This is a genomic window from Chryseolinea lacunae, from assembly GCF_016735595.1.
Classification (GTDB): Bacteria; Bacteroidota; Bacteroidia; order Cytophagales; family Cyclobacteriaceae; genus Chryseolinea; species Chryseolinea lacunae.
The window spans coordinates 137,848-162,600 of the sequence record NZ_JAERRB010000017.1; the positions used below are offsets into that span (position 1 = coordinate 137,848).

The 24,753-nt window shown below is 52.3% G+C and carries 19 protein-coding genes; 6 read left to right on the top strand and 13 right to left on the bottom strand.

What is annotated here, in order from left to right; all coding sequences use genetic code 11:
- Positions 1 to 596 precede the first annotated feature (596 nt).
- From JI741_RS30395 to JI741_RS30405, 3 genes are read right to left on the bottom strand one after another with little or no spacing between them, the layout of a single operon-like run.
- Complete coding sequence (locus tag JI741_RS30395) at positions 597 to 848, bottom strand: hypothetical protein (protein WP_202016088.1); 252 nt, start codon at positions 846 to 848, stop codon at positions 597 to 599.
- Positions 845 to 1,240, bottom strand: coding sequence for a DUF5675 family protein (locus JI741_RS30400; protein ID WP_202016090.1), 396 nt, complete (start codon positions 1,238 to 1,240; stop codon positions 845 to 847). The genes JI741_RS30395 and JI741_RS30400 overlap by 4 nt, the downstream gene beginning before the upstream one ends.
- Positions 1,240 to 2,028 carry a hypothetical protein gene (locus tag JI741_RS30405; RefSeq protein ID WP_202016092.1) on the bottom strand — a complete coding sequence of 263 codons (789 nt, stop codon included), beginning with the start codon at positions 2,026 to 2,028 and terminating at the stop codon, positions 1,240 to 1,242. The genes JI741_RS30400 and JI741_RS30405 overlap by 1 nt, the downstream gene beginning before the upstream one ends.
- Positions 2,029 to 2,264: 236 nt before the next feature.
- Here JI741_RS30405 and JI741_RS30410 point away from each other — a divergent pair, with 236 nt between their 5' ends.
- The 4 genes from JI741_RS30410 to JI741_RS30425 all read left to right on the top strand — a co-directional run bounded on the left by JI741_RS30410 (position 2,265) and on the right by JI741_RS30425 (position 7,514).
- Positions 2,265 to 2,465, top strand: coding sequence for a hypothetical protein (locus tag JI741_RS30410; protein ID WP_202016094.1), 201 nt, complete (start codon positions 2,265 to 2,267; stop codon positions 2,463 to 2,465).
- A 199-nt stretch (positions 2,466 to 2,664) separates the two neighbouring features.
- Positions 2,665 to 2,952 carry a hypothetical protein gene (locus tag JI741_RS30415; RefSeq protein ID WP_202016096.1) on the top strand — a complete coding sequence of 96 codons (288 nt, stop codon included), beginning with the start codon at positions 2,665 to 2,667 and terminating at the stop codon, positions 2,950 to 2,952.
- 276 nt (positions 2,953 to 3,228) lie between these two features.
- On the top strand, positions 3,229 to 4,584 hold the full coding sequence (locus tag JI741_RS30420) for an alkaline phosphatase family protein (RefSeq protein WP_236676351.1): 1,356 nt from the start codon (positions 3,229 to 3,231) through the stop codon (positions 4,582 to 4,584).
- Positions 4,585 to 4,787: 203 nt separating this feature from the next.
- The gene (locus tag JI741_RS30425) at positions 4,788 to 7,514 is read left to right on the top strand and encodes a PKD-like domain-containing protein (protein ID WP_202016098.1); all 2,727 of its coding nucleotides are present in this window, start codon (positions 4,788 to 4,790) and stop codon (positions 7,512 to 7,514) included.
- 85 nt (positions 7,515 to 7,599) lie between these two features.
- On the opposite strand, the gene JI741_RS30430 is transcribed toward JI741_RS30425, so the two are convergent.
- From JI741_RS30430 to JI741_RS30475, 10 genes are all read right to left on the bottom strand, one after another.
- The gene (locus tag JI741_RS30430) at positions 7,600 to 7,866 is read right to left on the bottom strand and encodes a hypothetical protein (protein ID WP_202016099.1); all 267 of its coding nucleotides are present in this window, start codon (positions 7,864 to 7,866) and stop codon (positions 7,600 to 7,602) included.
- Between the two features lie 12 nt (positions 7,867 to 7,878).
- The gene (locus JI741_RS30435; protein WP_202016100.1) at positions 7,879 to 8,127 is read right to left on the bottom strand and encodes a hypothetical protein; all 249 of its coding nucleotides are present in this window, start codon (positions 8,125 to 8,127) and stop codon (positions 7,879 to 7,881) included.
- Positions 8,128 to 8,331: 204 nt separating this feature from the next.
- Complete coding sequence (locus tag JI741_RS30440; RefSeq protein ID WP_202016101.1) at positions 8,332 to 9,957, bottom strand: S8 family serine peptidase; 1,626 nt, start codon at positions 9,955 to 9,957, stop codon at positions 8,332 to 8,334.
- A gap of 3 nt (positions 9,958 to 9,960) precedes the next feature.
- Positions 9,961 to 10,878, bottom strand: coding sequence for a hypothetical protein (locus JI741_RS30445; protein ID WP_202016102.1), 918 nt, complete (start codon positions 10,876 to 10,878; stop codon positions 9,961 to 9,963).
- 97 nt (positions 10,879 to 10,975) lie between these two features.
- Positions 10,976 to 12,472, bottom strand: coding sequence for a T9SS type A sorting domain-containing protein (locus JI741_RS30450; protein ID WP_202016104.1), 1,497 nt, complete (start codon positions 12,470 to 12,472; stop codon positions 10,976 to 10,978).
- 56 nt (positions 12,473 to 12,528) lie between these two features.
- Positions 12,529 to 15,354 carry an IPT/TIG domain-containing protein gene (locus JI741_RS30455; RefSeq protein ID WP_202016106.1) on the bottom strand — a complete coding sequence of 942 codons (2,826 nt, stop codon included), beginning with the start codon at positions 15,352 to 15,354 and terminating at the stop codon, positions 12,529 to 12,531.
- Positions 15,355 to 15,464: 110 nt separating this feature from the next.
- Complete coding sequence (locus JI741_RS30460) at positions 15,465 to 16,982, bottom strand: beta-helix domain-containing protein (RefSeq protein WP_202016108.1); 1,518 nt, start codon at positions 16,980 to 16,982, stop codon at positions 15,465 to 15,467.
- Between the two features lie 106 nt (positions 16,983 to 17,088).
- Positions 17,089 to 20,346 (bottom strand): TonB-dependent receptor, encoded by a 3,258-nt coding sequence (locus JI741_RS30465; RefSeq protein WP_202016114.1) that lies wholly within the window; start codon positions 20,344 to 20,346, stop codon positions 17,089 to 17,091.
- Positions 20,347 to 20,515: 169 nt separating this feature from the next.
- Complete coding sequence (locus JI741_RS30470) at positions 20,516 to 21,532, bottom strand: FecR family protein (protein ID WP_202016115.1); 1,017 nt, start codon at positions 21,530 to 21,532, stop codon at positions 20,516 to 20,518.
- Between the two features lie 43 nt (positions 21,533 to 21,575).
- Positions 21,576 to 22,193: an RNA polymerase sigma-70 factor gene (locus JI741_RS30475; protein WP_202016116.1), complete on the bottom strand. Its 618-nt coding sequence runs from the start codon at positions 22,191 to 22,193 to the stop codon at positions 21,576 to 21,578.
- Between the two features lie 382 nt (positions 22,194 to 22,575).
- Here JI741_RS30475 and JI741_RS30480 point away from each other — a divergent pair, with 382 nt between their 5' ends.
- Both JI741_RS30480 and JI741_RS30485 read left to right on the top strand, forming a co-directional pair.
- Positions 22,576 to 23,058 (top strand): hypothetical protein, encoded by a 483-nt coding sequence (locus tag JI741_RS30480; protein ID WP_202016117.1) that lies wholly within the window; start codon positions 22,576 to 22,578, stop codon positions 23,056 to 23,058.
- 63 nt (positions 23,059 to 23,121) lie between these two features.
- Positions 23,122 to 24,534, top strand: coding sequence for a PAS domain-containing protein (locus JI741_RS30485; RefSeq protein ID WP_236676352.1), 1,413 nt, complete (start codon positions 23,122 to 23,124; stop codon positions 24,532 to 24,534).
- The last annotated feature ends 219 nt before the right edge of the window (positions 24,535 to 24,753 follow it).

The following is a 24,753-nucleotide window of genomic DNA, read 5'->3' on the forward strand; positions in this document are numbered from 1 at the left end:
CTAACACACTCTCCACATGCCGAACAGACGATACCCATACACTTACACTTACTGGAGATTCCGACCCCATTGACCACTTTGTTTCAGGAGGACGTGACCAGCTAAAGTTACCAGAGGACTTGAGTTTCGTCTAGGTTTCGAACCACTTGATTGCTGGACCTGTTTCTGGTCAAATGGTGGCGGAATTGGGTGGTCACGCGATTTGGAAATTGACGGTCAGGGCAAACGGACAAAGATGGTCAGCCTCTTCGGATTCTCCAGTCAGATGAAGAATCTATAATATTCAGAAAGTTTGGAACAATATCTACAGAGCCATAGCTGGAGCCCAGCCAACCAGAATAGCGCGAGACTGCGTTTCGCACCGACCACCCAAAAGCATTAGATACCAAAAAAAAAGAGAAGGCCCACCAGGGCCTTCTCAATCCAAACAGCAGCCACTTCAATCCCGCTTCCTAAACAACACCTTCATCCCAAGCGAAACCAAAAAGCTAACCACCGCCCCCACGCCTGCAAGCACCACAGTCCTCCCAACGTCATCAACACCAACATTGAACAAAACCGTAATCACGGTGCCCGCAAGCGTAGCAATCACGCTATCACTCCGACTTGCCTGCACCATCGCCAACCTCCTTTCCATTTTCATCGTTGTGGGCAACCGCAGTCTGGCTCACAGCCGTCATCACCGTGCTGGCCACGCCCACATAGCCGGCAATAGTCACTACCACGGCAGGCAGGGCAATGGGTGCCGCAAGCAACACGCCGCTGGCAGCGGCAAGGCTCAGGCCAATGGTGCGCAACACTCTAAAAAACTTGGGTGTCGGCGCTTTCACTCTTTCAATCACATTCATTTTGTTTCAGATTTAATCGTCAAAAAAACATCTTCATCATGATCAAAGGCAGGCGCAAGCACAGCACGCAAGTGCTGCATCGCGTCCCGCGATTGCAAACCCCTTCCGGGGCCAGTCGTGTAGCGCACGGGTGCAATGCACCCCCGCAGTTCTCGCAGTGCGTCGTTGGCCGGGTGAATCAAAATTGCATCCCGGTTCCGCACGTCGCGCACCAAAAAATGGACACCGCGTTTTGTGGTCACACGCCGTTGCAGGGCATAGCGTTCTTCGGGCACACAGCTCACGTTGTGTTGGTTGTTTTGCCAGGGCAATTCAATGGTTTTGCACACTTCAACCCACAACGTGCCGTTGGTGCCCGTCGGAAAATATTCACGAACCAGCAGCAGGTTCATCACGCGGCAACTACAGGAGGCGCTACAGGAGCCACGCCGCCATCTGCTTTCACAATGGTCAGCGCATTAAATGCACCGTTCTGCAAAGCATACAGCTTGTTGTTCACCGATTGATAGAAGGTGATGCCCAGCAACAAAAACAGCGGCTTCGTGCTGGCAGCCGTCACGTTGTTGTCCAGGGTAAACGCCGCCTGCTTCGTGGGGCCAAGTTTCACATCCACGCTCTCGGCCATGGCCGTCACGGCTTCGCCTGCTTCAAAGTCAATCTCCGCAGCGGCGCTCACCAGTCGGCAGTGTGTCGAACCTTCGGGTGCCACCACATCGCTGCCGGGCGTAAACTCCGGAATCGCTATCGACAGCTTTCCGGCAGCCCGGTCAATCGTGGCCACAAACTCCGGAAAAAAAGTGGTCGTCAACTTGGCGGCAATGTTAAAGTCAAAGCCCTGCAAGAAACCCACCTCGCCATCAATCACGTTGCGTTGGCCGCGGTCGCTGGTGGCGTCGGCTTGCAGCACTTTCATCATGGTGGCCGTGAGCCGGTTCGACATGCGACTGTCTGTCGCGTCCTTCAACACAACGCGAAACGCTTGTCGCAAGAGCTTGCCAGCAGTGCCTGCTCGACCAAACTCCTGCCCGTTCTCACGCGTTCTGGCAAACTCGGGGTCGTTGCGTATGCGGTCACCGTTAATGCCCGACGACTGTCGCGCCTGGAAACCATCTTTGGTTTTAAAGAACGACAGATCTCCCACCGTTCCTTCTAGTTTGATTATGCCTTTTTGAGAAGCCATAAATAAAATTGTTTTTGTCATCCGTCATGTTCGGCACACTCCGGTTAAGCCCTCATTGCAATGATGACTCAAATCAAAAGCATCGCAACGAGAAGACAAATTGAGACTTCCCAAGACTTCCTGAGTGTGCCATCTGTTCCCATCATAGCCGTTTTTGTATGTTCGCTAAACCACACACCTACCCTAAATTTGTAGCACACAAAAAATAAAAATCATTCACAACATCAGATAGCATCATGAAAAATCAACGTGCCATCATCTACACGCAAGACATCATGCGCATCACCGGCCGCAGCGATCGCTACGCCCGCCAGCTCCTGCGCACCATCCGCAAAAAGCTCAACAAACAAAAACACCAGCTCATCTCCATCAGCGAATTCTGCGACTTCATGCAGCTAAACCCCGAAACCCGCCGGCACTTTTTCGAAAGCCCCTAGCACCTCGCAGTAGCGAAACCGTTGTGAAACCGTTCCAAAACCGCAGTAGTCCCGTAGGCAACGGCGGACCTAAGCACACTAAAGGCACACTAACCTCGTGCTAAAGGCACAGTTAAAGCTCACCTGGAGCACACCCGGAGCACAGCAGTGGCCCTCAAACCAAAAATCAATTTCTCACAACCCAAAACAAACCACAGTCATGGCACGTCTAAAAAAAACAGCAATCACGTCCGCCCTAAGCGGCCTGCTCGGCGACCTTGTCATCCGTCAAACACGCAATGGCATCGTCGTCGCCTCGCGTCCCAACCGCAGCAAAAAGCCAATGCCCAGGGGGCAGCGACAAAGCTGCAACCGTTTCAAAGAAGCCGTCATCTGGGCCAAACAAATCATGGCCGACCCCAGGCGCAAAGCCACCCACCTCGCCAAGCTCAAAAAGGGCGAGAGCCTCTATCGGACGCTCGTAGGCGACTATATCAAAACGCACTAACAAATCTTCAATCCCTAAACATCACCAAACAAAAAAGGAGGCAACAGCCTCCTTTTTTTGTTCTTTGTGCGCTACCCCCCTTTGCCAGAAGGTGGGTTTGGTAATGGCGGCATCCATTCCAGTAGAACTCCCACAGCGACAACCTTCTGACAAGGGCGTTAAAATGTGATGACAACGTCACACAATCATTTGAGCATGCACAGTTAAGTTTCTCTTAACATTTGATTTTTAGATTTGCGTTCAGCTCAACACGTCGCCACCCCTAACCAATCCCTCATGAAGAAATATTTTTTAACCGTCAGCTTCGTGGTCATGGCCACCGCACTGTCGTTTGCCCAAAAGTCTAAGTATGTTGTCATGATCAGCATCGACGGCCTGCGTCCGGAGTTCTACAAAGACCATTCATGGCCTGCGCCCAACATCCAGGCGCTGGCACAAAATGGCGTCTATGCCGACGGTGTGCGGGGCGTGTTTCCCACAGTCACCTATCCTTCTCACACCACCATGCTCACGGGCGCCCCACCTGCCCGGCACGGCATTTATTACAACATGCCCTTCGAGCCCGACGGCCAAACGGGCAACTGGTATTGGGACGAGAGTCTCATCAAAGTAGAAACACTGTGGGATGCCTGCCGAAAGAAGGGCCTCAAAACCGCCAGCGTGCATTGGCCGGTTTCCGTGGGTGCACCCATCGACTACAACATTCCCGAAGTGTGGCCCGCAAAACGCGACGGCAGCGACCGCCTTGCGCCCATGCGCAAACACACGTCTCCACCATCATTGTTCGCAGAGGTTGAACAAAACGCCACCGGAAAACTGGACCACACAAAACTGAACAGCGACTACCTGCTCATGGACGAAAACCTGGGCCGTATCACGTCCTACCTCATCGAAACCTATAAACCTCAATTCACCACCGTTCACCTGGTGTGCGTAGATCACTTTGCACATGCCGACGGGCGCGACAGCGAAAACGTTCGGAAAGCCGTTGCCGGTGTCGACCATGCCATCGGGCAAATCATCGAAAGCGTGGAGCGGGCAGGCATCAAAGACAGCACGTCGTTTCTCATCGTGGGCGATCATGGCTTTGTCGACATTCACACCACGCTAGCCCCAAACGTGTGGCTCGAAAAATCCGGGCTCATCGAAAAGGCCGACAACCGTGGCAACTGGAAGGCCGCGTTTCATTCGTCGGGTGGCTCCGCATTTCTTCACCTCAAAACCAAGGGCGACACAAAAACGCTTCAACAGGTGCAGGACATTCTGCAAAAACTTCCCGACAACGAGAAGAAACTTTTCCGCATAATCACACCCGAAGAAATGAAAAAGATCGGAGCCGATCCCAACGTCATGCTTGCCCTCTCGCCCATCGAAGGCGTCACCATCAGTGCTTCGGCCAGTGGCGATGCGGTGCGCGCAGGCAGAGGCGGCACGCACGGATTTTATCCCGACTTCAAAAATATTCAGACAGGTTTCATTGGTGCAGGTGCCGGATTTCAGAAAGGCAAAGTGGTGCCGGTGATGGGCCTCGAAGACATTGCGCCAATCGTCAGTGCGCTGTTGGATCTTTCGTTTCAGGCGCCCGATGGAATCGCCGCACCGGGTTTGTTGAAAGTGAACGACACAAAGTAGACTATTTCCTAGATATCTATTTTAAGAAGGCGCTCTACCAAAAGCGCCTTCTTCATTTTCACAGGGCATGCGCTACAAACCTGCCAACGTGACAACATCGTTCTCACTAAACAATATACGCTTAACAGTGACGTGAAATTCGCATAACACCGGGGAGGTATACTTACATAACTAACAACCTCATCACACCAAACCCCTCAATCATGATTAAAACCTCTACAACACAAATGCCCGGGCCTCTTGCACGAGGCTTCAACCTACGTAGCCGTGCAGCCTGCGCGTGGCTACGCGTGTTCGCATTGCTGGTCTTTGCGTTTGCCACCACACAGGTGCGCGCGCAAATCACGTTGTTACAAGACTATCAGAATAATTTCTCCGCGCCCATCGGCACCTTTCAGGGCATCAACTTCCGCGAAGCTGGCTTCTCCGGTTTGTCTGCCATTCCGGGCACCAACGGAAAAGAATTCTGGACCCTCTCCGACCGCGGTGTCAACGTGGATGCGGCCAACGCCAACCCCGCAGCCTGTCGCCCCACCTACGACAAGATCTATGGCTTCCCGGCCTACGCACCCAAAATCCACAGGATCCGACTGAATGGTGACTCCGTGCAAATTCTGCAAACCATCACCATGAAACGTCCCGACGGCATCACAGCCACGGGCATCATCAACCCCACCGGCTATGGCAGCACCGCCGCCGAACTGGCGTCGACCGACACCGTGTTGAACTGCGCCAACTTCAACGCCAAGATTGCTCCCAAAGATGTTTGGGGAATCGACTCCGAAGGCATTGTGAAAGACGGCGACGGCAACTTCTGGGTGTGCGAAGAAGGCGGCCCCACCATCTGGAAATTAAATCAAGCCGGTGTGGTGCTGAAACGCTTCACGCCCTATGCCAACCTGCCCGGTGCACAGAGCATCGATGTGCAGATCGACACCGTGTTCAAGTATCGCAAAAACAACCGCGGCTTCGAAGGCATCTCCATCACCCCCAGTGGAAAGATTTATGCCATCATTCAAAGCCCCATTCTCTATCCAACCAAATCGGTGGGCGAAGGCACACGCGTGCACAGAATACTCGAGATCAACCCCGCCGACAATTCCACACGCATGTTTGTCTATCTCAACGACGGCATCATCGGCACGGGTGGCAACCAGATCAGACTTCGCGATTGGAAAATCGGCGACATGGCGGCCATCAACGATCATTCCTTCCTGGTGCTCGAAGCAGCTTTGCGCGGCACCACCGACATTAAAAAACTCTATCGCATCGAACTGAAAGACGCCACCCCCATCACCTCCGCGCGCTATGGTGGCCTCACCACCGAAGCCCTTGTTGACTCCTCCGGTCTTGCCGCACAAGGCTTACGCCCCGTGAAGAAAACACTGGTCATGGATTTGCTGGCCCACGGCTGGCCTTCTGTGCTCGACAAAGCCGAAGGCCTCGCCATCCTCAACGACAGCACCATCGCTATTGCCAACGACAACGACTATGGTCAATCGTCGCCCCTTGAAAATGGTATCGCCACCGCCACGGCAAACAAAAGCCACGTGTTTGTTTATCGCCTTTCGGGTGCCGACAAACTTGCAGGCTATCAGGGCAGCTGCCTGCTCATTGCCGGCGAAATTGAAGGCGACACCAACGCTTGTGCCTTCACCGGCCACGGGGGTGGTGTAGCCACCTACACGGTCAACACCACTGATGCATCCGGTTTTGTGTGGACGCTTCCGTCCAAAGCCGTGCTGGTGTCGGGCAAAGGAACCAACAGCATCAAGGTGAAATTCCTGGGTGGTTTTGTGGCCGGCACATTGTCGGTTTCTATCCAGAGCGCCTGTGGCAAAGAACCGGTAACGCGATCGCTTAAAATTTCCAACACACCGCCATCAACACCGTTGGCGGTCTATGGTCCCGCCAGCGTATGCGATGTTGTGGGCACATCGTCGCCCGTCACCTATGCCGTTGCCGCGGTTGACGCAGCCGTAGAATACCGTTGGATCACACCGGCCCACGCCGTGATTGTAGACGGACAAGGCACCGACTCCATCAAAGTGATCTTCACCTCGCGATTCCGCAGCGGCCTCATCAAAGTGAAAGCGGTGTCGGGTTGTGGCACAAGCAACTTCTTTTCCTACGCAGTCACGTCAGGCCCTCCTGCCAAACCCGGCAGCATTGCCGGTCCAACGCATGCGCTCTGTGCCAATGGCAACGCCGTGGTCTATGCTGTTGATGCCGTGCCTTCGGCAACCTCCTATGTGTGGACAACGTCTGTTCCAAATGCCGTCATCACGGCCAACGGTGCACAGGCTTCCATCGTGTTCCCTGCGTTTGTGTCGGGTGTTGTGAGTGTGAAAACGGTTAACGGATGTGGCACAAGCGCCGCGAGAATCCTGGCCATCTCTGCCAAACCCGAATCACCATCCTACATTCGCGGCGATCGCCGCGTGTGCAGCGGCTCGCTTCAAACCTACAGCATCGACTCCGTGGCCGGCGCATCATCCTATAGCTGGTCTGTGCCCAAAGGCGCTGTCATCAAATCGGGAGCCGGCACCACCCGCATCACCGTGCTGATCGGTTCCGAAAGCGGCACCATCAAAGTGAGCGCGGTGTCGTTGTGTGATGTTACCAGCAGCAGCAAACTCGATGTCGATGTGAACCGTTGCCACAACGTTCCGTCGTGCGATGTAGTCCTCTATCCCAATCCAACCCGCGGGTTGGTTCACCTCCGCATCACCGGTGCCGACAGCGGCAACTACAAGGTTTATGTAACGCACATCATCACGGGCGCGGTTGTGTTCAGCAGCGAAAACACACTGAACCCTTCCAGCCCCGAACACAACGTAGACCTCTCGCGACTTGACAATGGCTACTACATTCTTCACGTCGTGTCGGCTTCGGTCAACTATCACCAACGCATCGAGATAAGACATTAGTCGCCCGATGCTCCAAAACCAAAAGAAGCAGTCCAATGGGCTGCTTCTTTTTTTATGCCGAATGTCTTCCGGGAGGTTTTTTACCTTACTGCGTCAGGCTTCCTTCTTCTACGTGAGCTTCCATAAGAAATGTATCAAACGCTTCGTGCACGATGCCGGCAATCTCTTCGCGTGCAGGCAGGTCGTTGCCGAAATATTGTTCGGGCGCGTTGCAAATGCTCGCGCAGGTGCGGCGCACCAGGGCTTCCCATGCAGCGGCGGGCATGCTTTCCTGATAGACCGACAACATGTCGAAAAACGGCATTAACGAGCGCTGAAACAAAAGGGTGTAGTTGGGCGTGGCACGTTCCATAGCGAAGCGGGGTTATGATTTTTTGGTAGCAACCTTTTTCACACGCCGCGGTTTCTTCACGGCTTTCGCGGCCGGCTTGGCACTGCTGTCGACGGTTGTTTTCTTGTGCGTCTTCTTCACCAGCACGCTAACGTCCTTGGCAAATGCCGACACCAGTTTGTCGAGCTTCTTGCTGTATTCAGAAACACCAAACTTCGCAAGCGCCACCGCAATGGCGTCGGACACAGAAATACGTATTTCTTTCTTCGAGATCTTTTTCACGTGCAGGGTCGTTAGTCGGGGGCTGTGACAGGAGCGTGCAAGAATGTAAAAAATCTTTAAACAGCAAGTGTTTCCTGTTTGTCAACCGCCAAGGGCGCGTCAAATGGCCGGATTTGTGGGAGCCGTGATAAAAAAATGGGGCCGCATCGAAACGGCGCTGGCAAATGGCGACGATTCAAAATTGCCGGCGCAGCTTTCCGGAGGTCAATATTTCAACCATTTTACCACCGCGCGGGTGTTTTCATTGCGAACATAAAGCAGGTAAAGACCCGGTGGCAGTTCATCGAACCCATAGGTCAGTTCGATCCTGCGTGTCGCATCATGGTCGTCGCGAAAAATCAACCGGCCCATGCTGTCGCACAGTTCCAGCGTGAACCGCAAAGCAACTTTCTGATCCAGCACAACACGAAGCAATCCACCCGATGGATTCGGAAAAATTTGAAGCGAGTGTTCAACGGGCGGGCGGGCACCGTCGGCATGCAACGCAAGGGCAGCATTCACGCGCCCATAGCCATAGAAGCGATCCCAGCCGGGCGAGTCTTCCGTCTCTTTTCCCACGCCATCTTCGGCCGTTGTTTCAATGCGTTGTTCAAGTTGCTCCACCGTCAGGTCGGGGTGTTGTGCGCGCAACAACGACGCGATGCCACTCACCAACGCGGCAGCCTGCGACGTGCCGCTAAGCACCATGCTGTAGACCGTGTCGGAAAGGTGATAGAGGCCATAGATATAATTGCCAGGCGCCACCACATCAAGATGTTCGCCATAGTTGCTGCCATAGAGGGTGCCGGCAAACGATTCGCTACGGTGGTCGTTGGCATCGGTCGATCCCACAGCCAGCGCGTGTGCATGGCCCGCCGGATAAAACACCGTTTCGTTGTTCAGGTTTTGCATGCTGGCCACAATCAACACATTCCTGTCCCAGGCATACTGCACCGCGTCGTCCAGTGCTTTCGAATATGCATCTCCTCCCACCGACAGGTTAATGATGGATGCACCATGATCAACAGCATAATAAATAGCCGCAACCCAGTCGCTGTAGTAACCCTGCAGCCCTTCGTCAAGAACTTTCAGGGCCATCAGTTTGCAGTGCCAGTCCACACCGGCATAGCCAACGTGGTTGTTGCCGGTGGCGCCAACAATGCCGGCAATGTGGGTGCCATGACCGGCGTCGTCTTCAATGGCAGGGTTGTCTGCCACAAAATTCCATCCGTTCACATCGTCAACATAGCCGTTGCCATCGTCGTCTTTTTGGTTGTCGGGAATTTCGTGTGTGTTTCTCCAGAGGCGTCCGTCAAATTCGCGGTGATCTGTTTTAATGCCACTGTCCAGCACAGCCACAATCACTGCAGCGCTTCCGCTAGTGGTGGTCCACGCTTCGGCAATGTCGGCATCGGCATCAAACGTGGCGACAGACAGTGCAAAGCTGCCATCGTTGTGGTGCGACCATTGTCTGCTAAAGAAAGGATCAAGCGGAAACACAACGGGTTGCGTCACTGCAGCAGCATGGCCGACGTGGTCTGTCTCTACATACTCAAAAATATTGCTGTGCATCAGGTACGCCAGCAATTCGGTGGCGTTGGCATTTGCATCGGCCTTCAATAAAAATAAAACTCCCGATGCCTTTGTTCGCAACACCGGCGACGCACTGCGCGATGTTAATCTCATCGCCATCACCTTATGAGGCGCAGCGCGTAAAGTAACGGCAAGGGTCTCGTCCGATATTTCTTTTTTTGCCAGGGCCAGAAAGCGAAGCGGTGCACCCCGCGCCAACAGCATGCACGGAGCAGCTACGGCGGCAACAAAAATAAGGGTGACCAGTTTTGTTAACATCGTTCAACTTTTTCGTCTGCGGGAAAACGTTCTTGACGCTTCCCTATACTGCGCCAGCATTTCGGACTGAAGGCTGTCGGCCGTGCCGATCATCACAAAAAATTTACTGGTGTCGAGCAACACCATTTCATATTTCAGTTTGCGGGCGGGCGTGTATCCCCACAACTCCACGCCCCGCAGGCTATCGATCGACACATGCGAAATCGACGTCTCGGTCAATGTGCACGTGGGGCACATTTCGCGGAACTGGCTTCGCGCTGTTTCTTCAGCGCCCCACCCCGGCATGCGGTCAGAAGAACCTGCAAAGAAAGAAAGGCTTTGCAACGACGCATTGTTCCAATCGCCCTTTGTCGTAAACACCACCGAAGGTCCGGGAAGAACTTTCGCCGCGCGCATGCCCTTCACGTGCACACTAAACGGCAACGCGGCATGCTTCACCTGCCCATCGAGCTGCACCGACAGCAACGCATTTTTTATGGCGGCCGCCAGTTCCTTCTCGTCGGTTTTCATGTAGGTTCCCGCCACCGAAATGGTGCTCTGGCCATAGGGCAACAACAACATCCATTGTTCAACGTTAGAGCCGTTCACCAGGCGTTGAATTTTATAGAGAACCCCGGTGTCGTGCTGAAGTTTAATATCCTCGCGCTCCAGCAACCGGATGCCCTGCCGCGCAAGCGTGTCGACAACTATTTCTGAGGCGGCATCCTCGAAAGGCGTGGGCAACTCAAGGGCCACAATGGCCGAGCGTTTCGAAACATGCTGCAGACCACCCAACGCCGGGGCGGGTTTATAGCCCGGTGGTGGCACAAGGCGCACGGGTGTTCCTTCCAGCTGAAACGTGAGGGGTTCTTTTTTGCCCGAGCAACCCAGGCAGGCCACCACCATCATGATCATCATCAGGATGTGTTGAAGTCGATTCATTTCTAACATGATTTTAACCCTTTGTATAAAATAAAAAAGAGGGCGCCGAAGGGTTGAGACATCCTTCGGCTCCCCTGGCCAGGCAATCCAATCAAACTTATTTTTTAACCACGCGGGTCACGTCTCTGGAACTTCCATAAACCGATTCCACATAGTAGGTACCTTTCTTCAGCGAACCGCCCACGTTGGTTTCCAGGTTTGTGGTGGTGTCGAGCTGCTCCTGAACAATGCCGCTTTCGTTGCGCACGGCAATGTGCAAGGCTTCAGCTGCCGGCGTGGTCACCAACACCGTGGTGGTGTTGTCGAACGGCACCGGATAAACGGAGGTAGTGCTCTTGGCGCCTGCCCCACCCGTGGCGCAGGTGTTCACTTTCAGCTTAATGGTTTTGCGGAACAGATACAGGTCGGGCACGTTCGCATTCGAGATGGCCACCGAATAGCGGTTGGCATTGGCGGCCGTCACACCATCCAACACCAGGTTGGGGCTTGCCGACTCTTCCGAAACAAACGATCCGTCAACAGCAAACCAGGTGTAGCGGTTGTTGGGATCGCTCTCAATCACATCGCCACGCAACACAACAGACGAACCCACACAGGCCACCACCGTGCTGCTGGTGCCCACGCTATCCTGGGGAATATAACTTCCGGGCAGCATCTTGCCGATGCTGGGCCGGATGTCGGCAAAGGTCAGTTTGTTGTCGGCCACCGTCAGCTGAAACAGCGAAGCAATGCTCGACAGGTTGGGCAGATCGGCAATGTCGTTGCCCGATACGTTGAACAAATAGAGGCGTTTCAATTTTGTGAGTGTTTGGGGCACGGCACCAGTAATGTTGTTGTTGGCCGCATTAAAAAACACAAGGCTGTCCATGTCTCCCAATGTGGTTGGCAGCGCGCTGCCAAAGCGGTTGTTGTCCAGATACACATCGGTTGCTTTCTTCAATTTTCCGATCGATGCCGGCACGGCACCCTGCAGTTTGTTGTTCGACACATACAAACCCTGAAGCGAGGTGAGCAAGCCCAGTTGCGACGGCAGGTTGCCGGTCAATGCGTTGTCTGACAGGTTGAGTTTTTTCAGCTTGCACAACAACACCAGCGTTTGAGGAAGCGGTCCTGAAAATTGATTCTTCGAAAGGTTGAGGTCGGTGAGCGACGTCAGCAAACCGGTAGTAGCCGGAATCTCACCCGAAAATTTATTCTCGCTAAGGTTCAGAATCGTCAGCTTTTGCAGAAACACAAACACCAGCGGCAGCGGCCCCTGCAAATTGTTCGACGACAGGTTCAACACCTTCAGCTCCTGCAGAAAGCCAATGTGATAGCCCAGCGTGCCCGTGAGGTTGTTAGACGACAACGAAAGCTCACTAACCCGCGAGCCAGTAAGCGTAACACCTTCCCAGGTCGAAACTTTGCCCGTGAGCCAGTTTGTTTTTGAACTCCACGAAGGACCCTGGGTCTGGTTATAAATTTCCACCAGGGCCAACGAATCGCCAACCGAAACCTGTGCTTTCACCAGTGTGGTGCACAGTACAAGGAACATCATCAACATGCTTTTGTGGAGCACGTTTGTTTTGTAGATAGAATCTCTTTTTGTTTTCATTTGTGTGTTATGTTTATACAGCCCGGCCATGGGCCCTCAATGCAATGCGATGTTTGTTATTTCTTTCGTTGATGCGGGCGATGCGAAAGCGTTTTTAAGGTCAGGCCCGAAAAACTTCCGCGTTGTGCACCGCCACGCCCGGTCGACTCTTCCACCACCAATCCTGTGGGTGCGCTGCCCACCTGCACCGATCCTTTAATCGAATACACGCTCTGAACATTCGACGCGGGGTCTGTACCCGGAATCAACTCGCCATCATAGCGCTTGCGATACACGTGCGTGACACTGGCGTTGTCGTAGACAGCCCAATACACATACTGGTCCTGAACATCGAGCGACATGCCCACCAAAAGCTCCCCGGGTGGAATGGTGATGAACGAACTGAGTGCACCCGTGCCGTCGGCCTTGCCCGCCAGAATAGTTTCCATGCCGTCGACAACAAACATTTTGTTGTTGTCGGTGTCCACCCGCACATCGTGTGGTTCGGTGAGGCCTTGCGTGTAGAGTTGCGTAGAGGTTCCCGAACCATCGGCCTTCATCCGCCCAATGGCCGGCACAAAATTCACGGCGTCATATTCAATCAGATACAACATGTCGTCGGCCGGATTGTAGGATAGGCCATAGGTCAAATAGCCCACGTTGCCATTTTCAAAACTCAGCCATTTCTCCGGCGTGCCAGATCCATCCAGGTTGCCGCGCATCACAACTGCATCGCTGGTGGTCCAGTAGAGTTTTCCGGCCGCCGTGTTCAACGTGAAATCAGAAACCGCTCCGGCCTCCGCCTCGGTGTATAATTCTTCATAACCCGTGTTGGTGAAGTTGCACCGGGCAAGGGCCGCGCCTCGCAGCATGTAGATTTTTTTGCTGGCGAAATCGGCAGACAATATGGAAATGCCCAACCCCGCATTGCTGGCGTTATACACATCGGTGAGCGTGGGTGGATCGAACGTCGATTTCAAAATCTTCCACGTCTGCCCCGCCGTGATGGTGACCTGTGCGGCCATATAAACATTTTTCACCGCCACAGGTTTTTCCTTCACGCGAAACGCCACGGGCGCCGAAACATTGCCAACTGCCACAGTCACCTGGTAGTTACCCGGTGCCAGGTCGGGAACATAAACCGAGATGCGATCAGGAAACGGATCGTTCGCATCGGTGAGCGTTGCGTCAACACTGCCAAACTTCACAAGGTTATCTTTTTCAAGCGCGCCAAAGTCTGTTCCCTCCAGCGTCACAATGTTTCCGGGAAATCCCTCGGTAAGCGACAGGTTTTTGATTTGGGGCGAGCCTTTCACAAAAACAGGAACCGCATTCGATGTGAGACTGAACTGCGACACCTGAAGGGCCTTTGTGCCCGCCGGAAATCCCATAGGCACCATCACCACCACTTCGTTCTCCGCAGCCGACACCACTGTGAGCTGCCCACCACCATCGGGTGTGTTCACCACAATATCGGCGCTCGTCGCACTGAAGTTGCCACCCCGCAAGGTGATTGTCTCCCCGCGCGACACGTTGTCTGGTTGTATAGACGAGATAAAAGGCTTGGCACCACCCGTGGTCACCGTGAACTTTGGACCAATGCCCGTCAGTCCACCTTTGGTCACCGACAAAGGGCCGGTCGTGGCACTGGCCGGTATCTTCACCGTCACCTGTGTGGTTGTGGCCGTCACTACCGTAGCGGCCACACTTCCAATCTTCACCGAATTTCCAGCCGCCGTGCCGGCAAAGTTTTTTCCAGTGATAACGGCTTGGCTAAGCGCCGGGCCGCTGTTGGGACTAATGCTATAAATGATGGGTGCATCCGGGTCGGCTTCCGAAAACACAGGACCATCGGCCTTGCGTTCGTTCACCACAACCCACACCGGCCCCGTAGAAAACCCCGATGGCACAAGGGCCACTAGTTCTGTTTTCGACGCTTCGGTCACCACGGCAAGTTTGCCATTAAAGTAAACCTGGTTGTCTTCAGGAAGGTGGCTAAATCCTGTTCCGGTAAACGTAACGGGCACACCCGCTGCGCCACTCACAGGCACCACGTCTTTGATTTCGGGATACACTTCAAAAATCTCTGCGCTCGAAACAACATAGTCATCCGCATACTTCAACGTCCACACGCCATCGGTGGCACCACCGGGCACCACCACCTTCACCGCACGACTTGTCGATTCCGTTCCCGAAAAAACTGTTCCCATCCCGTTCAACTCAGGCTGCGCCGATCCATCGTAGGGCAACCCTTTGCCGGTGATGGTAATGACCTGACCGGCGGCACCATGCGCAGGCGACACACTGGTGATGAACGGGGTCTTCAAGGTGAGCGAGGGACCATCAAAGCCAAATATATTTGTAGTGCTCACCTTCGATGTGAAGGGCACAATCACCTTCAATTCTGTAGACGATCCGCCAATCACCGTGGCGGCATTCACTTGTCCGGGTTTGAAATAAACACGATTCTCCACCGCACGCGGTCTGAAGTTCACACCGGTCAGCGTCACAGTGTCGCCAACCCACGCGTCGGCGGGTTCCACTTTGGTGATGGAGGGAACCTTCACAAACAACGAAGGGCTGCTGGCCACTTCTTCGTCAAGAATGTTCACCATCACGGGGCCGGGGGTGGCGCCGTCGGGAACCACCACCCACAATTGAGATTGTGTTTTTTTAATGGGTGTGATGCGCGTTGCGCCGGGAAAGAAGATGCCGTTCACGCTTGGGTCGGGGCTAAACCCTTCGCCGGTAATCACAATGGTGTCGCCCACCAGCGCATCGGCCGGTAGCACGGAAAATACTTTTAGCGGAACAAACTTCTCTTCTTTCTGACAGGACAAAAAACACAGCGTCAACCAAAGGAATGCTACGAAGCCAATGCGATAGTAAAGTTTCTGTTTCATTCGCGTTTCTTAAATTTTAATAAAGAAACAGGCGCAACGTACGCCTGTTTCTAAGTTCAGTTCCAGGTTAATGATGCCGTTCAGTTGATCAGGTGAACGGTTGAGTTTTGTTAGTTGTAAGGTGTGTTTTGAGGATCGAAATTGAGCCAGCTTCCGCTCAGGTTCCAGCCATTGTCGTCGGCTGCACGGCGTGCGCCTTTGAAATAGGTGGTGGGCGAAACGGCTACAGTTCCGTTCACATCAAAAATGGGATTGATCAGATTGGCGTTTGTGCCGGTGGCCAATACCGGCGATGTGTAGGCCGGAGGAACCGGACCCGCCAAATTGGTTTGCGGCAGGAAGCTCGGGTTTGTCAACGTCCATGCTGCCGAAGTCAGGCCACTCTTGCGAATGAGGCCGTTGTTGTCGGTTGACGAAGATGTTGCCAACGCTGCGGCATTGCACACGTTCGATGCACCCAGTGTCCAGGCGTTGTTGGGAGCCACGGGCTCATACACGCAGGTCACGCCGGTAATGAACGGTGTGGCAATCAGGTTGTGTGTGAGAATCGAAGTAGTCACCAATTCAGCAGCCGGGGTGTCGTCCAGATACAAGCCGCGTTTCCAGCCCACCACCAGTGAGTTGTAAACATCGAGGCCCGTGTTTCTTCTCAGGTGCAAACCATCGCCGAACTCGGCCGTGCCGGGTGTGTTGATCACGGTGCGGGTATTGGCCGGATCGTAGGGACCAATCAGTGTGAAGTTGCTGAACTGCGCAGTAGTGCGCGTAGCATTCACACCGTCGGCATCCGTATCCGACTCAAAGCCGTTTGATTTCGAATCGTCGGCCACTTGCGGATCGCGCACGGCAAGACCGTATTGCACGGCACCGCTATAGCCCCAGTCCGTATCGAAGTCATCGTCTTTGTTGCGATACGAAACCAGATACTTGGCGTTCACCGTGCCGCCAAACCACTCGAATGCATCATCGCCACCATACGACACCTGGATGTGATCGAGAATGGTGCCACTGCCCACGCTATAGAGCGTCAGACCGTTTTTCTCCACATCGGCAACGCCGGTTTTTTTTCCGCCAAATTCAATGCGCACATAGCTGAGGCGACCGGAGTTGTCGTTGCTAACCGCACCACCGTGTTGAGGCGCAGTAAGGCAAACGGGATATCCTTCGGGCACAGCATTCACGCTTTGGTTGTTGGGCGCTTTTCCAAAAAGGTTCACACCACCCCAATCCTGCTGGGCACGCGAGCCGGCCACAGCGCTCGAAGTGAACACGATGGGCTGGCTGGGAGTGCCAATGGCAATCAGCTTGCCACCGCGCTCAACCGACAAGGTGCCAACGGTGGCTTTGTCGCCTTTCACAATGGTTCCGGCGTTGATGGTTAAGGTCGCGTTGTTGGGCACGCGCACATCGCCTTTAATGATGTAGATGGTGTCGCGCCACGTTTGTGTTTTCAGATTGGTGGTAACGCATTCGGTAGCGCCGCCAATAATCTTGATGGGCAAAGAGGCTGCAGAGCCTTGCAACCCCTGGTTGTTCACCACGGGTTCGTCGCTGCAGGCGTTCAGGAACGCCGCCATGGAAACCACCCCAAGGGCGGCCACGGCAAATTTCTTCAACTTGTTTTTCATTGTGCGTCAGTTTAATTTTGTATATGTTTTGAAACTGGAACTGATCTTCTAGTTTTCATTGTGTGCGCAGCCCCGGCCATGGGGCTGCCACTTTTTTTGGCCGGCCTCAGAAAGTGAAATTGAGCCCGATCATATAATAACTTCCCGGCTTATATTCCTGAAACATCCAATCGCGATACGGCAACTTGTTGCGTCGCTCAGGGTCGTAGCGCGCATCACGGTCAAAGTCGCGATACAAGCGGCGCGGTTGATTGAGAATGTCCTGAATGGCAAATCGAAACTCCATGTATTTTGTCACGCGTTGGCGCACGGTCAGGTCGAGCACATTGCGCGGGAGTTCGTAGGTAGCAGGCCACACCAACGAAGGTGCATAGACCAGGCGCTGCCCGATAACATTGTAGAGAAGCGAAATCTTTGTTCCCCATTCTTCCTGATCATAATACAACCCTGCGTTGATCACATAGCGCGCCGTGCCTTCCAGGGGGCGCACCGATTGCCGGTTGTCTAAAAAATATTGTCCTTCTGTGTCGGGAATAAGACCGTCGGTAAATTTCACTTCGCTGTGCAGGAGCGCAAAGTTGGCAATGGTCGAAAATCTTCGAATCCATTTCACCGGCACAAAGTTCAGACTCTTGCGCAATTCCAACTCCACACCATACACCGTGGCATTGTCTGTGTTGTCAAACTTAATGCGCTCGCGAAGTCCATCCCGGGAAGCATATTGTTCGATGGCATCGTATAGCTTCTTATAAAACACACCCACCGAAATAAACTCGCCATCGCCCGGATAATATTCCACCCGGAGGTCCATGTTGTGAATTTTGGCGTCGGTCAGCGAATCGGTACCAATGGTCATGTTGTCGAGGCGAGGATCAAGAATCGCCATCGGAAGATATTCGCGATAGTTCGGCCGGTTCAGCGTCTTGCCATAGGCCGCGCGCAGCAACAGCTTGTCCGTAAAACTCCAGCTCACGTTCACCGACGGAAGCCAATAGTAGACATACTTATTGATCAGATCTGTGGAATAGCCCATCACCTCCAGCATGCGCGACGGGCGCACCTTCACCAGCAAATCCTGGCCTTCATAGCGAAGACCACCATACACATTCAATTTTTTCCGAAACGCTTGAAGGTTCACGGCAGTGTAGCCCGCCATGATCTTTCCGCGAATGTCGTATTGACCCGTCAGGTTTTCGTTATCAAAAATATAACCACCCGATCCGTCTTCGCGAAACAGGGCCGGACTCATAAGTTTGTTAAAATTTGTTTCGCCGATAGAATCACCTTCCACAACAAAAAAATTATCGTTGTTGGTGCTGATGTTGATCATGCGGGTGTCCATGCTTTTTATCTTGCCTTCATAAAAGGCACCGGCCCGCACAAAAAAACCTTTGTTGAATTTCTTTTCGTAGTCAACGGTGTAGGTATGGTTTTCTTCCTTTGTATCGATGTAATACAGCGCATTGGTAGTGGACCCGCGATTGGGAAGGATATATTGAAACGGATAGCGTGTATTATAGAAACTCCGTTGCGCCGGAACGTTTTCCACCGAACTCGAATAGGCACCAGACCATTTTAATGAATGCGCACCCGACTTGCCAAGCGTGTGACTGCCCGCTACCTGTGCCGCGCCAATGCTGCGGCTTCTGTAGGTATAAATAATATTTCGCACATAACCGCCATCATCCACAACGATGCCCTCACTACCCTCTCGAACCAAGGTTTCGTCTGTGCCCAGGCGGTTAAAAAGCCCCTTCAGTTCTATGACATGACGGTCATTAAATGCAACGGACAAATTCTGCAGCAACCCCCACCGCGCCATCTTGCGGCTGATGGAATCCTGAAAAGCACGCGAATCACTCACAGCACCATCTTTCGAAATGACACGCTGTGGTGCAAAGCTCTGGTTCACCAACTGCACCGCTTGCGTAGTGTTGATTGACGTGAGGTTACTTAGCCGCACGTTGCCGATTTTCCAGGCATCATAATAATTAATACCCGCCCGGTAGTCGGGACCCGAACGCGCCTTTTTCAAATCCCACGAATTGTAAAGAGACTTCGACAGCTTTGCATTGGTCGCCATATTTTCGGGAGTCAACACCACGCCGTGAAAGTTCACACTGTCTGTCCTGAAAAAACCCGGCGAACCAATTCCCCCCGCCGGAATTTCGCCCACACCCGGAAAGCCCCCAGGCAACGCCCGCGTGCCATCGTCTTTCCCAAGCCAGTCTTTCTTGCCACCGCTGTTTGTATAATAATCTTCAAAGGTCGACCCCGGCCTATACCACGAAGACAGATTCACTTCAAACTGCCGCGCAATTGACGTGTTCTTTGTTTCAATCTTAATCGCCCCTCCTGCCCAGTCGGCCAGCAACTCCGGCCCCGGACTTCTGTACACCGTCATCTTATCAATCATGTTGCTGGGCAACAAATCGTAAGAGAACGCGCGGCGATCCGATTCAGAGCTCGGCGCCACCATGCCATTGAGGTAGGTAATGTTGTAGCGCTCGTGCATGCCACGGATGTTCACAAAATTATTTTGAATCGACACGCCGGGAAGTCGCCGTGCCACTTCGCCTGCGTCCTGGTCCACACTGCGGCCAATTTGTTGTGCCGAAATGCCGGTGATAATGAGCGACGAATTCCGGATCTCCTTGACCAAAGCCGACTCATTCGTCTCCACGACGTTGCCCGACAACACACGGTCGCCGATGATGGTAATGTCTTGTAACTGCGTGCCCGATGCTTTCAAGGCGCGATCAAACACCGTGTGCTGATTGGCCGTGATGGCCACCTCGCGTTCGATCAAGGTTTCATAGCCGAGATACGAAACCGCCACTTGGTAAACACCTTCGGGAATATCGCGAATCATAAAATCTCCTTCGGCATTCGTGATATTCCCATGGGGTGTTCCAATAAGGCGGACGCTGGCACCGATAAGCAACTCGCCGCTGGCGCCATCTTTCAGCTTGCCGCCCAGGCTCCCTTTGGGAAGATGCTTGGCGGCCGGCTTCACAAAAATGATGATGTTGTTTTCATGCTCACGGAAGCTGAGCGAAGTCTCGCGCAACACCGTTTTGAGGGCATCGGCCACAGAGACACGGGCCGACTGATAAGTAACTTTAAAATCTCTCGGAAGGTCTGCGTCGTTGTAGGTGATGCCGAACCCTCCTTTGGATCCGATGGCATCAAGCGCATCGGGCAGCGGCGACTTTTGCAACGCCACGGCGATAAATACTTCTGTGGCCTTCTGCTGTTCGCCCGCGAAAGTCGCTTGCGGAATACTTACTACTAACAAGTGCAAAGATGCCAGCCGCACAAAAAGAACAATAAGGGCATGACACCTCGATAAAAGTTTTTGCATACTTTTAAAGGTTTTAAAAATTATGATTCTAACCGGATCACTTATGTTTTAAGACCCGGACGCTTCGTCCGGTCCAAGACGGAAGCGTTAGCGCGCTTCCGTCTTACTTTTTTTATAGCACTGTTTTTAGTATAGGCAATGCATGGTGTCTGTCGTTTAGGCTTTCGTTCTATTTATTCATGTCGCAACCACGGGCCACAATGTCAATCTGTTGTGCGTTTCGTATGGCGTAGGTTATCAATCCCGTCAGCTTCACCGATTCCAGCACATCTTGCAGCGGAGTGCCTTCATTGAAGGCAGCTGTCACTTTGCACGACGCGGTGGGCACGTGCGCCAGGTTTATTTTCACGGCATACCAGCGCTCAAGACGTTTGATCATTTCAGGAAGCGGGCAGCTTTTAAAAACCAATCGCCCTTCGTGCCACGCCATGCGGGTGGCCGCGGCAACCGAATCTTTAACCCACGTGTGCTGCACCAGGTCATAGCGCACATGATGGTTGGGCGTGAGCAATGCCAGCTGATTTTGTTCCTGACGGGCGGTGTCGAAAATGCCCACGGCCACTTTGCCGGTGGCCACCGTCACGTCAATGGTCGCGTCGTCGTCATAGGCCTCTATATTGAAAGACGTGCCCAGCACGCGCGTATAGAACTCGCGGGTCTGCACCACAAACGGCTTGTGCTCGTCGCGACGCACTTCAAAAAAAGCTTCGCCCGTCAGGTTCACTTCGCGCATCACACCACGGAAGGCCTCCGGATAGCGCAGGCTCGACGATGCATTGAGCCACACCTGGCTGCCATCGGGCAATTTCAGCAATCGTTGTTCGCCCGCTTTGGTCTGCACCGAAACATACCGCACCGGATCAACGCGATCGCGAATAACATCCCAATACCTCACGGCGAAATAAGAGCTCATCACCAACAACACAACCGACGCCGCGATCTTATAGAGCACAAAGCTATGAGCAGGCCGCACCTTGCCCCGAACGCCTTCATAGCGTTTCTCCGCTGCGCGCCGGTCCATCGGTGGCGCCGTAGTGTCCTCCCATAGCTCTTGCATCAGGGCATCAATCTGGCTGGCAAATTCAGGGTTCTCCAGATATTGTTCTGCCATCCGTTTTTCGTCGGCGGTGCAGGTGCCTTCCAGGAATTTTCTAAATACTTCCGGGTGAAAAGTGTTGGTATCCAAGGGATGATCTTTGACTATAATACACCCCTGGTCATGAAGAGGTCTATGCGGAGAAAAAATAAATCCAAAACATGCCCCACACAGTGAAAAAACTATCGGCAATGTCGGAGTGCATAGACATGAACCGGCGGATGTCCTTTAATGACTGAACAATTTGCAAACGAACGGTATTTTTGGAGATGCCCAGGGCAACGGCAATTTCTTCGTAGCTCTTGCCTTCGTTGCGGCTCATCTTAAAGATAGACTTGCGCTGCGGCGGCAAACAATCGATGGCCCGGTCGGCGATGCGAACATATTCATCAAAAAAAATCTGTTCTTCCGTGGCATTGCCCGACGTTACCATCGACAAACTATATTCTTTCTTCAACGCCACACGCGTGGTGTTGGCCCGCAGATAATTAAGAATCCGGTTCTTGGCTATCTTATACACAAAGGCGCTAAACGAAAGCGTCACATCCAGGTTTTCGCGGTATTCCCAAAGTTTGATAAACGTGTCTTGCAGAATTTCTTCGGCCACTTCGTGCGAGCGGGTGAGCCGGAAAACATAGAGAAGAATTTTCTGCTCAAACCTCAAAAACAATTCTTTGAGTGCAGGTTCGCTTCCCTCCTTTAATAGAGTTACCAACTCATATTCAGAACAGTTACGCAAATTCTTTTTCATAAGTAAGCATCAAAAGACAACGTCGAGAGGGTACGAATTTATGCGATTCTTGTGTTGAAACTCTTATTGGAATATTAAGGAACCATTAAGATACGGAAGACGCGATGGGCTGCCTTGGTTCATGTCGCGCCGATGGCGCTTTATGAAGGCTTAACCAACGATCGAAAATACTGAACCGTTTTTATTCACTTGTCTCATGCCAATTCAATTCTGGCGAGAGTAGCCAGCAATTCCCTCGCTTATCGCCATTTGATTGCGCTTCAATAGCAAAGCGCTGAACCAGAAACAAAGAGTTGGTCCCTTCGCCTAAACCGAACGAAACGGGAACGAAGGACTGCATTCGATAAAATTACTGGACACCTTAAAACCTCGCACAAAATAGATGAGTAAGATTTGGAATTGGTTTAGAAGCATTGTGGTGAACGATGCAACGTTCGACCTTGAACAGAGGAGGTTGAATTGGGTCTATATTCCATGGGAACTGCGGGGCGTCGTCAACGATGGCTCCATTTCACGGCAGTGTTATGTCTTCGATGGCGCGAACTTCACGGCCACCACGCCGCCCACCGGCATGCGCATACCTCCTGGAGGCAGCCAGCGCGTCTACCCCTTCATCATCACCCCTCCAGGACGCGACCGGCAACACACTCTGGCAACAGAAGTTCACCGCGCCGTGGCCACCACCGTTCAGGTTGCAGCCCCGCAGCGTGGCACAACGCTGTGCCTCATGCCCGGCGGCAGCGTGACGCAGGCCTCCTGCCCGTCGGTGTTCCCAACCCCGCATCGGCTAACCCCAGCATCGAAGTCGGCACCAATGAAAATTCCATCGGATGGAAAAAAGTATCAATTTGAACAACAGGGATAGCCCCAATGAAATAGAATCCTGCATAAATCCACTCCTGTTATGCTGGCTTATTTTTTGGATTGAATGGTCAAAAGAGTCAGACATATAGGTAAAGGATCATTAGGAAGCGACGTGGCCTTTTACACTACACCTTGTGACCAAACCTATCAAAAAAATGCTTCAATGTGGTTAAACGCTATCTGGATTAACGGATTAAAGATCGGCTACCATCAATCCATCTCCGGCTTGGAAAGAACCAGAATCATGATACTTAATGGGGTTGCCATAGTAACTTCGATATCTGTGATGGCCTATGCCATTGGGTACAGTCTAATCGGATACAGATATTATTATGGTCCTCTGTATATCCTTCCGGTGGCGGTCCTTGTATTATCCCTGAACTATCACGGAAAATATTTCTCTTCCCGAGTGGCATATTCACTAGGTTCGATATTGGTAATTACCTATTGGTGTTATGAAGGGAGAGGAAACGGAAATGAATATACTTTGGTTGGTTTAGCGACCACCTGCACCCTGATATTTAGCCAGCGCTGGATTGTCTATTCTAATAATTTCGTATGCCTGCTGATTTTTTCGAGCTACAAATATCTTGACCAAACTGTGCCATTTGAGCCCGATCAAACAATTAATTATAATATCCTCCCCTGGATAATCCTTTCCAATACAGTCGCCGTTATCGCCTTTCAAATGACATTATTCCGTGATCTCGCGCACTACTACGACAGGAAATTATTAACTAAATATCATGAAAAAAACACCTTACTGGCGCAACAAAAACGAACAGAGGAACAATTAAAAGCATCAAATGATAGATTCCAAGCTATCACAGCGCATCTGGAAAATGTGGTCGAGAAACAAACTATTGAACTTCAGACACTCGTCAATGCTATTAACGTAAATATATTCATGTCAGAAAGTGACTTGAATGGACGTTTCACAAACGTAAATGAACATGTGGTCATTGCTTCTGAATATTCGCGAGAAGAATTGATAGGAAGCCATTACACGATACTTGCCTCAGGTCGGTATTCCAACGATTTTTTTGAGGAAAGAAGAAGAACACTTATGGAAGGAAGGACGTGGCGCGGTGAGGTTGAACATAAGACCAAGCACGGGGCTTTACTATGGTTCGATTGCGTGGTCATACCCATTCAAGACGGCCGGAAGGAAATACAATCTTTCTTGACCCTTGGACTGTCCATCACTGAGCGAAAAGTACACGAACAAATGATGAACGAAACCCATAAGCTCCTTGAGGCAATTACTTTTAAGACCTCGCACAACATACGAGGTCCGCTGGCCAGGGTAAAAGGTCTGGCGGAACTCGTCAAAAGAGATCAGATCGGAGCTGCGGAATTCAAAATGATCGCTGAAAAAATGGTACTTTCTTCCAATGAGTTAAATCACTTCACAAGCGAACTTGTCACCTTTGTTCAAAATCATCAGGAATCTATTAAGGGTAATTCCAAAAATTAAAGGATACCTTTCACGTGATCTGTTGTGATTTAGGAGGGTAATAGCTGTTTAGAAAGGTCCATTAAAAAACACAAGTAGGCCCTGCAATCTTTAAACTGTAGTAGTTCCGACTTAATCTGACAGTTGGGTTAACTTAGAAGTGCAAACTATCTAAAGTCAAACCCTTTAAACTGTCAGAAAAATGAGAACAGAATCTAAGTTAATCAAAACGAAATTAGG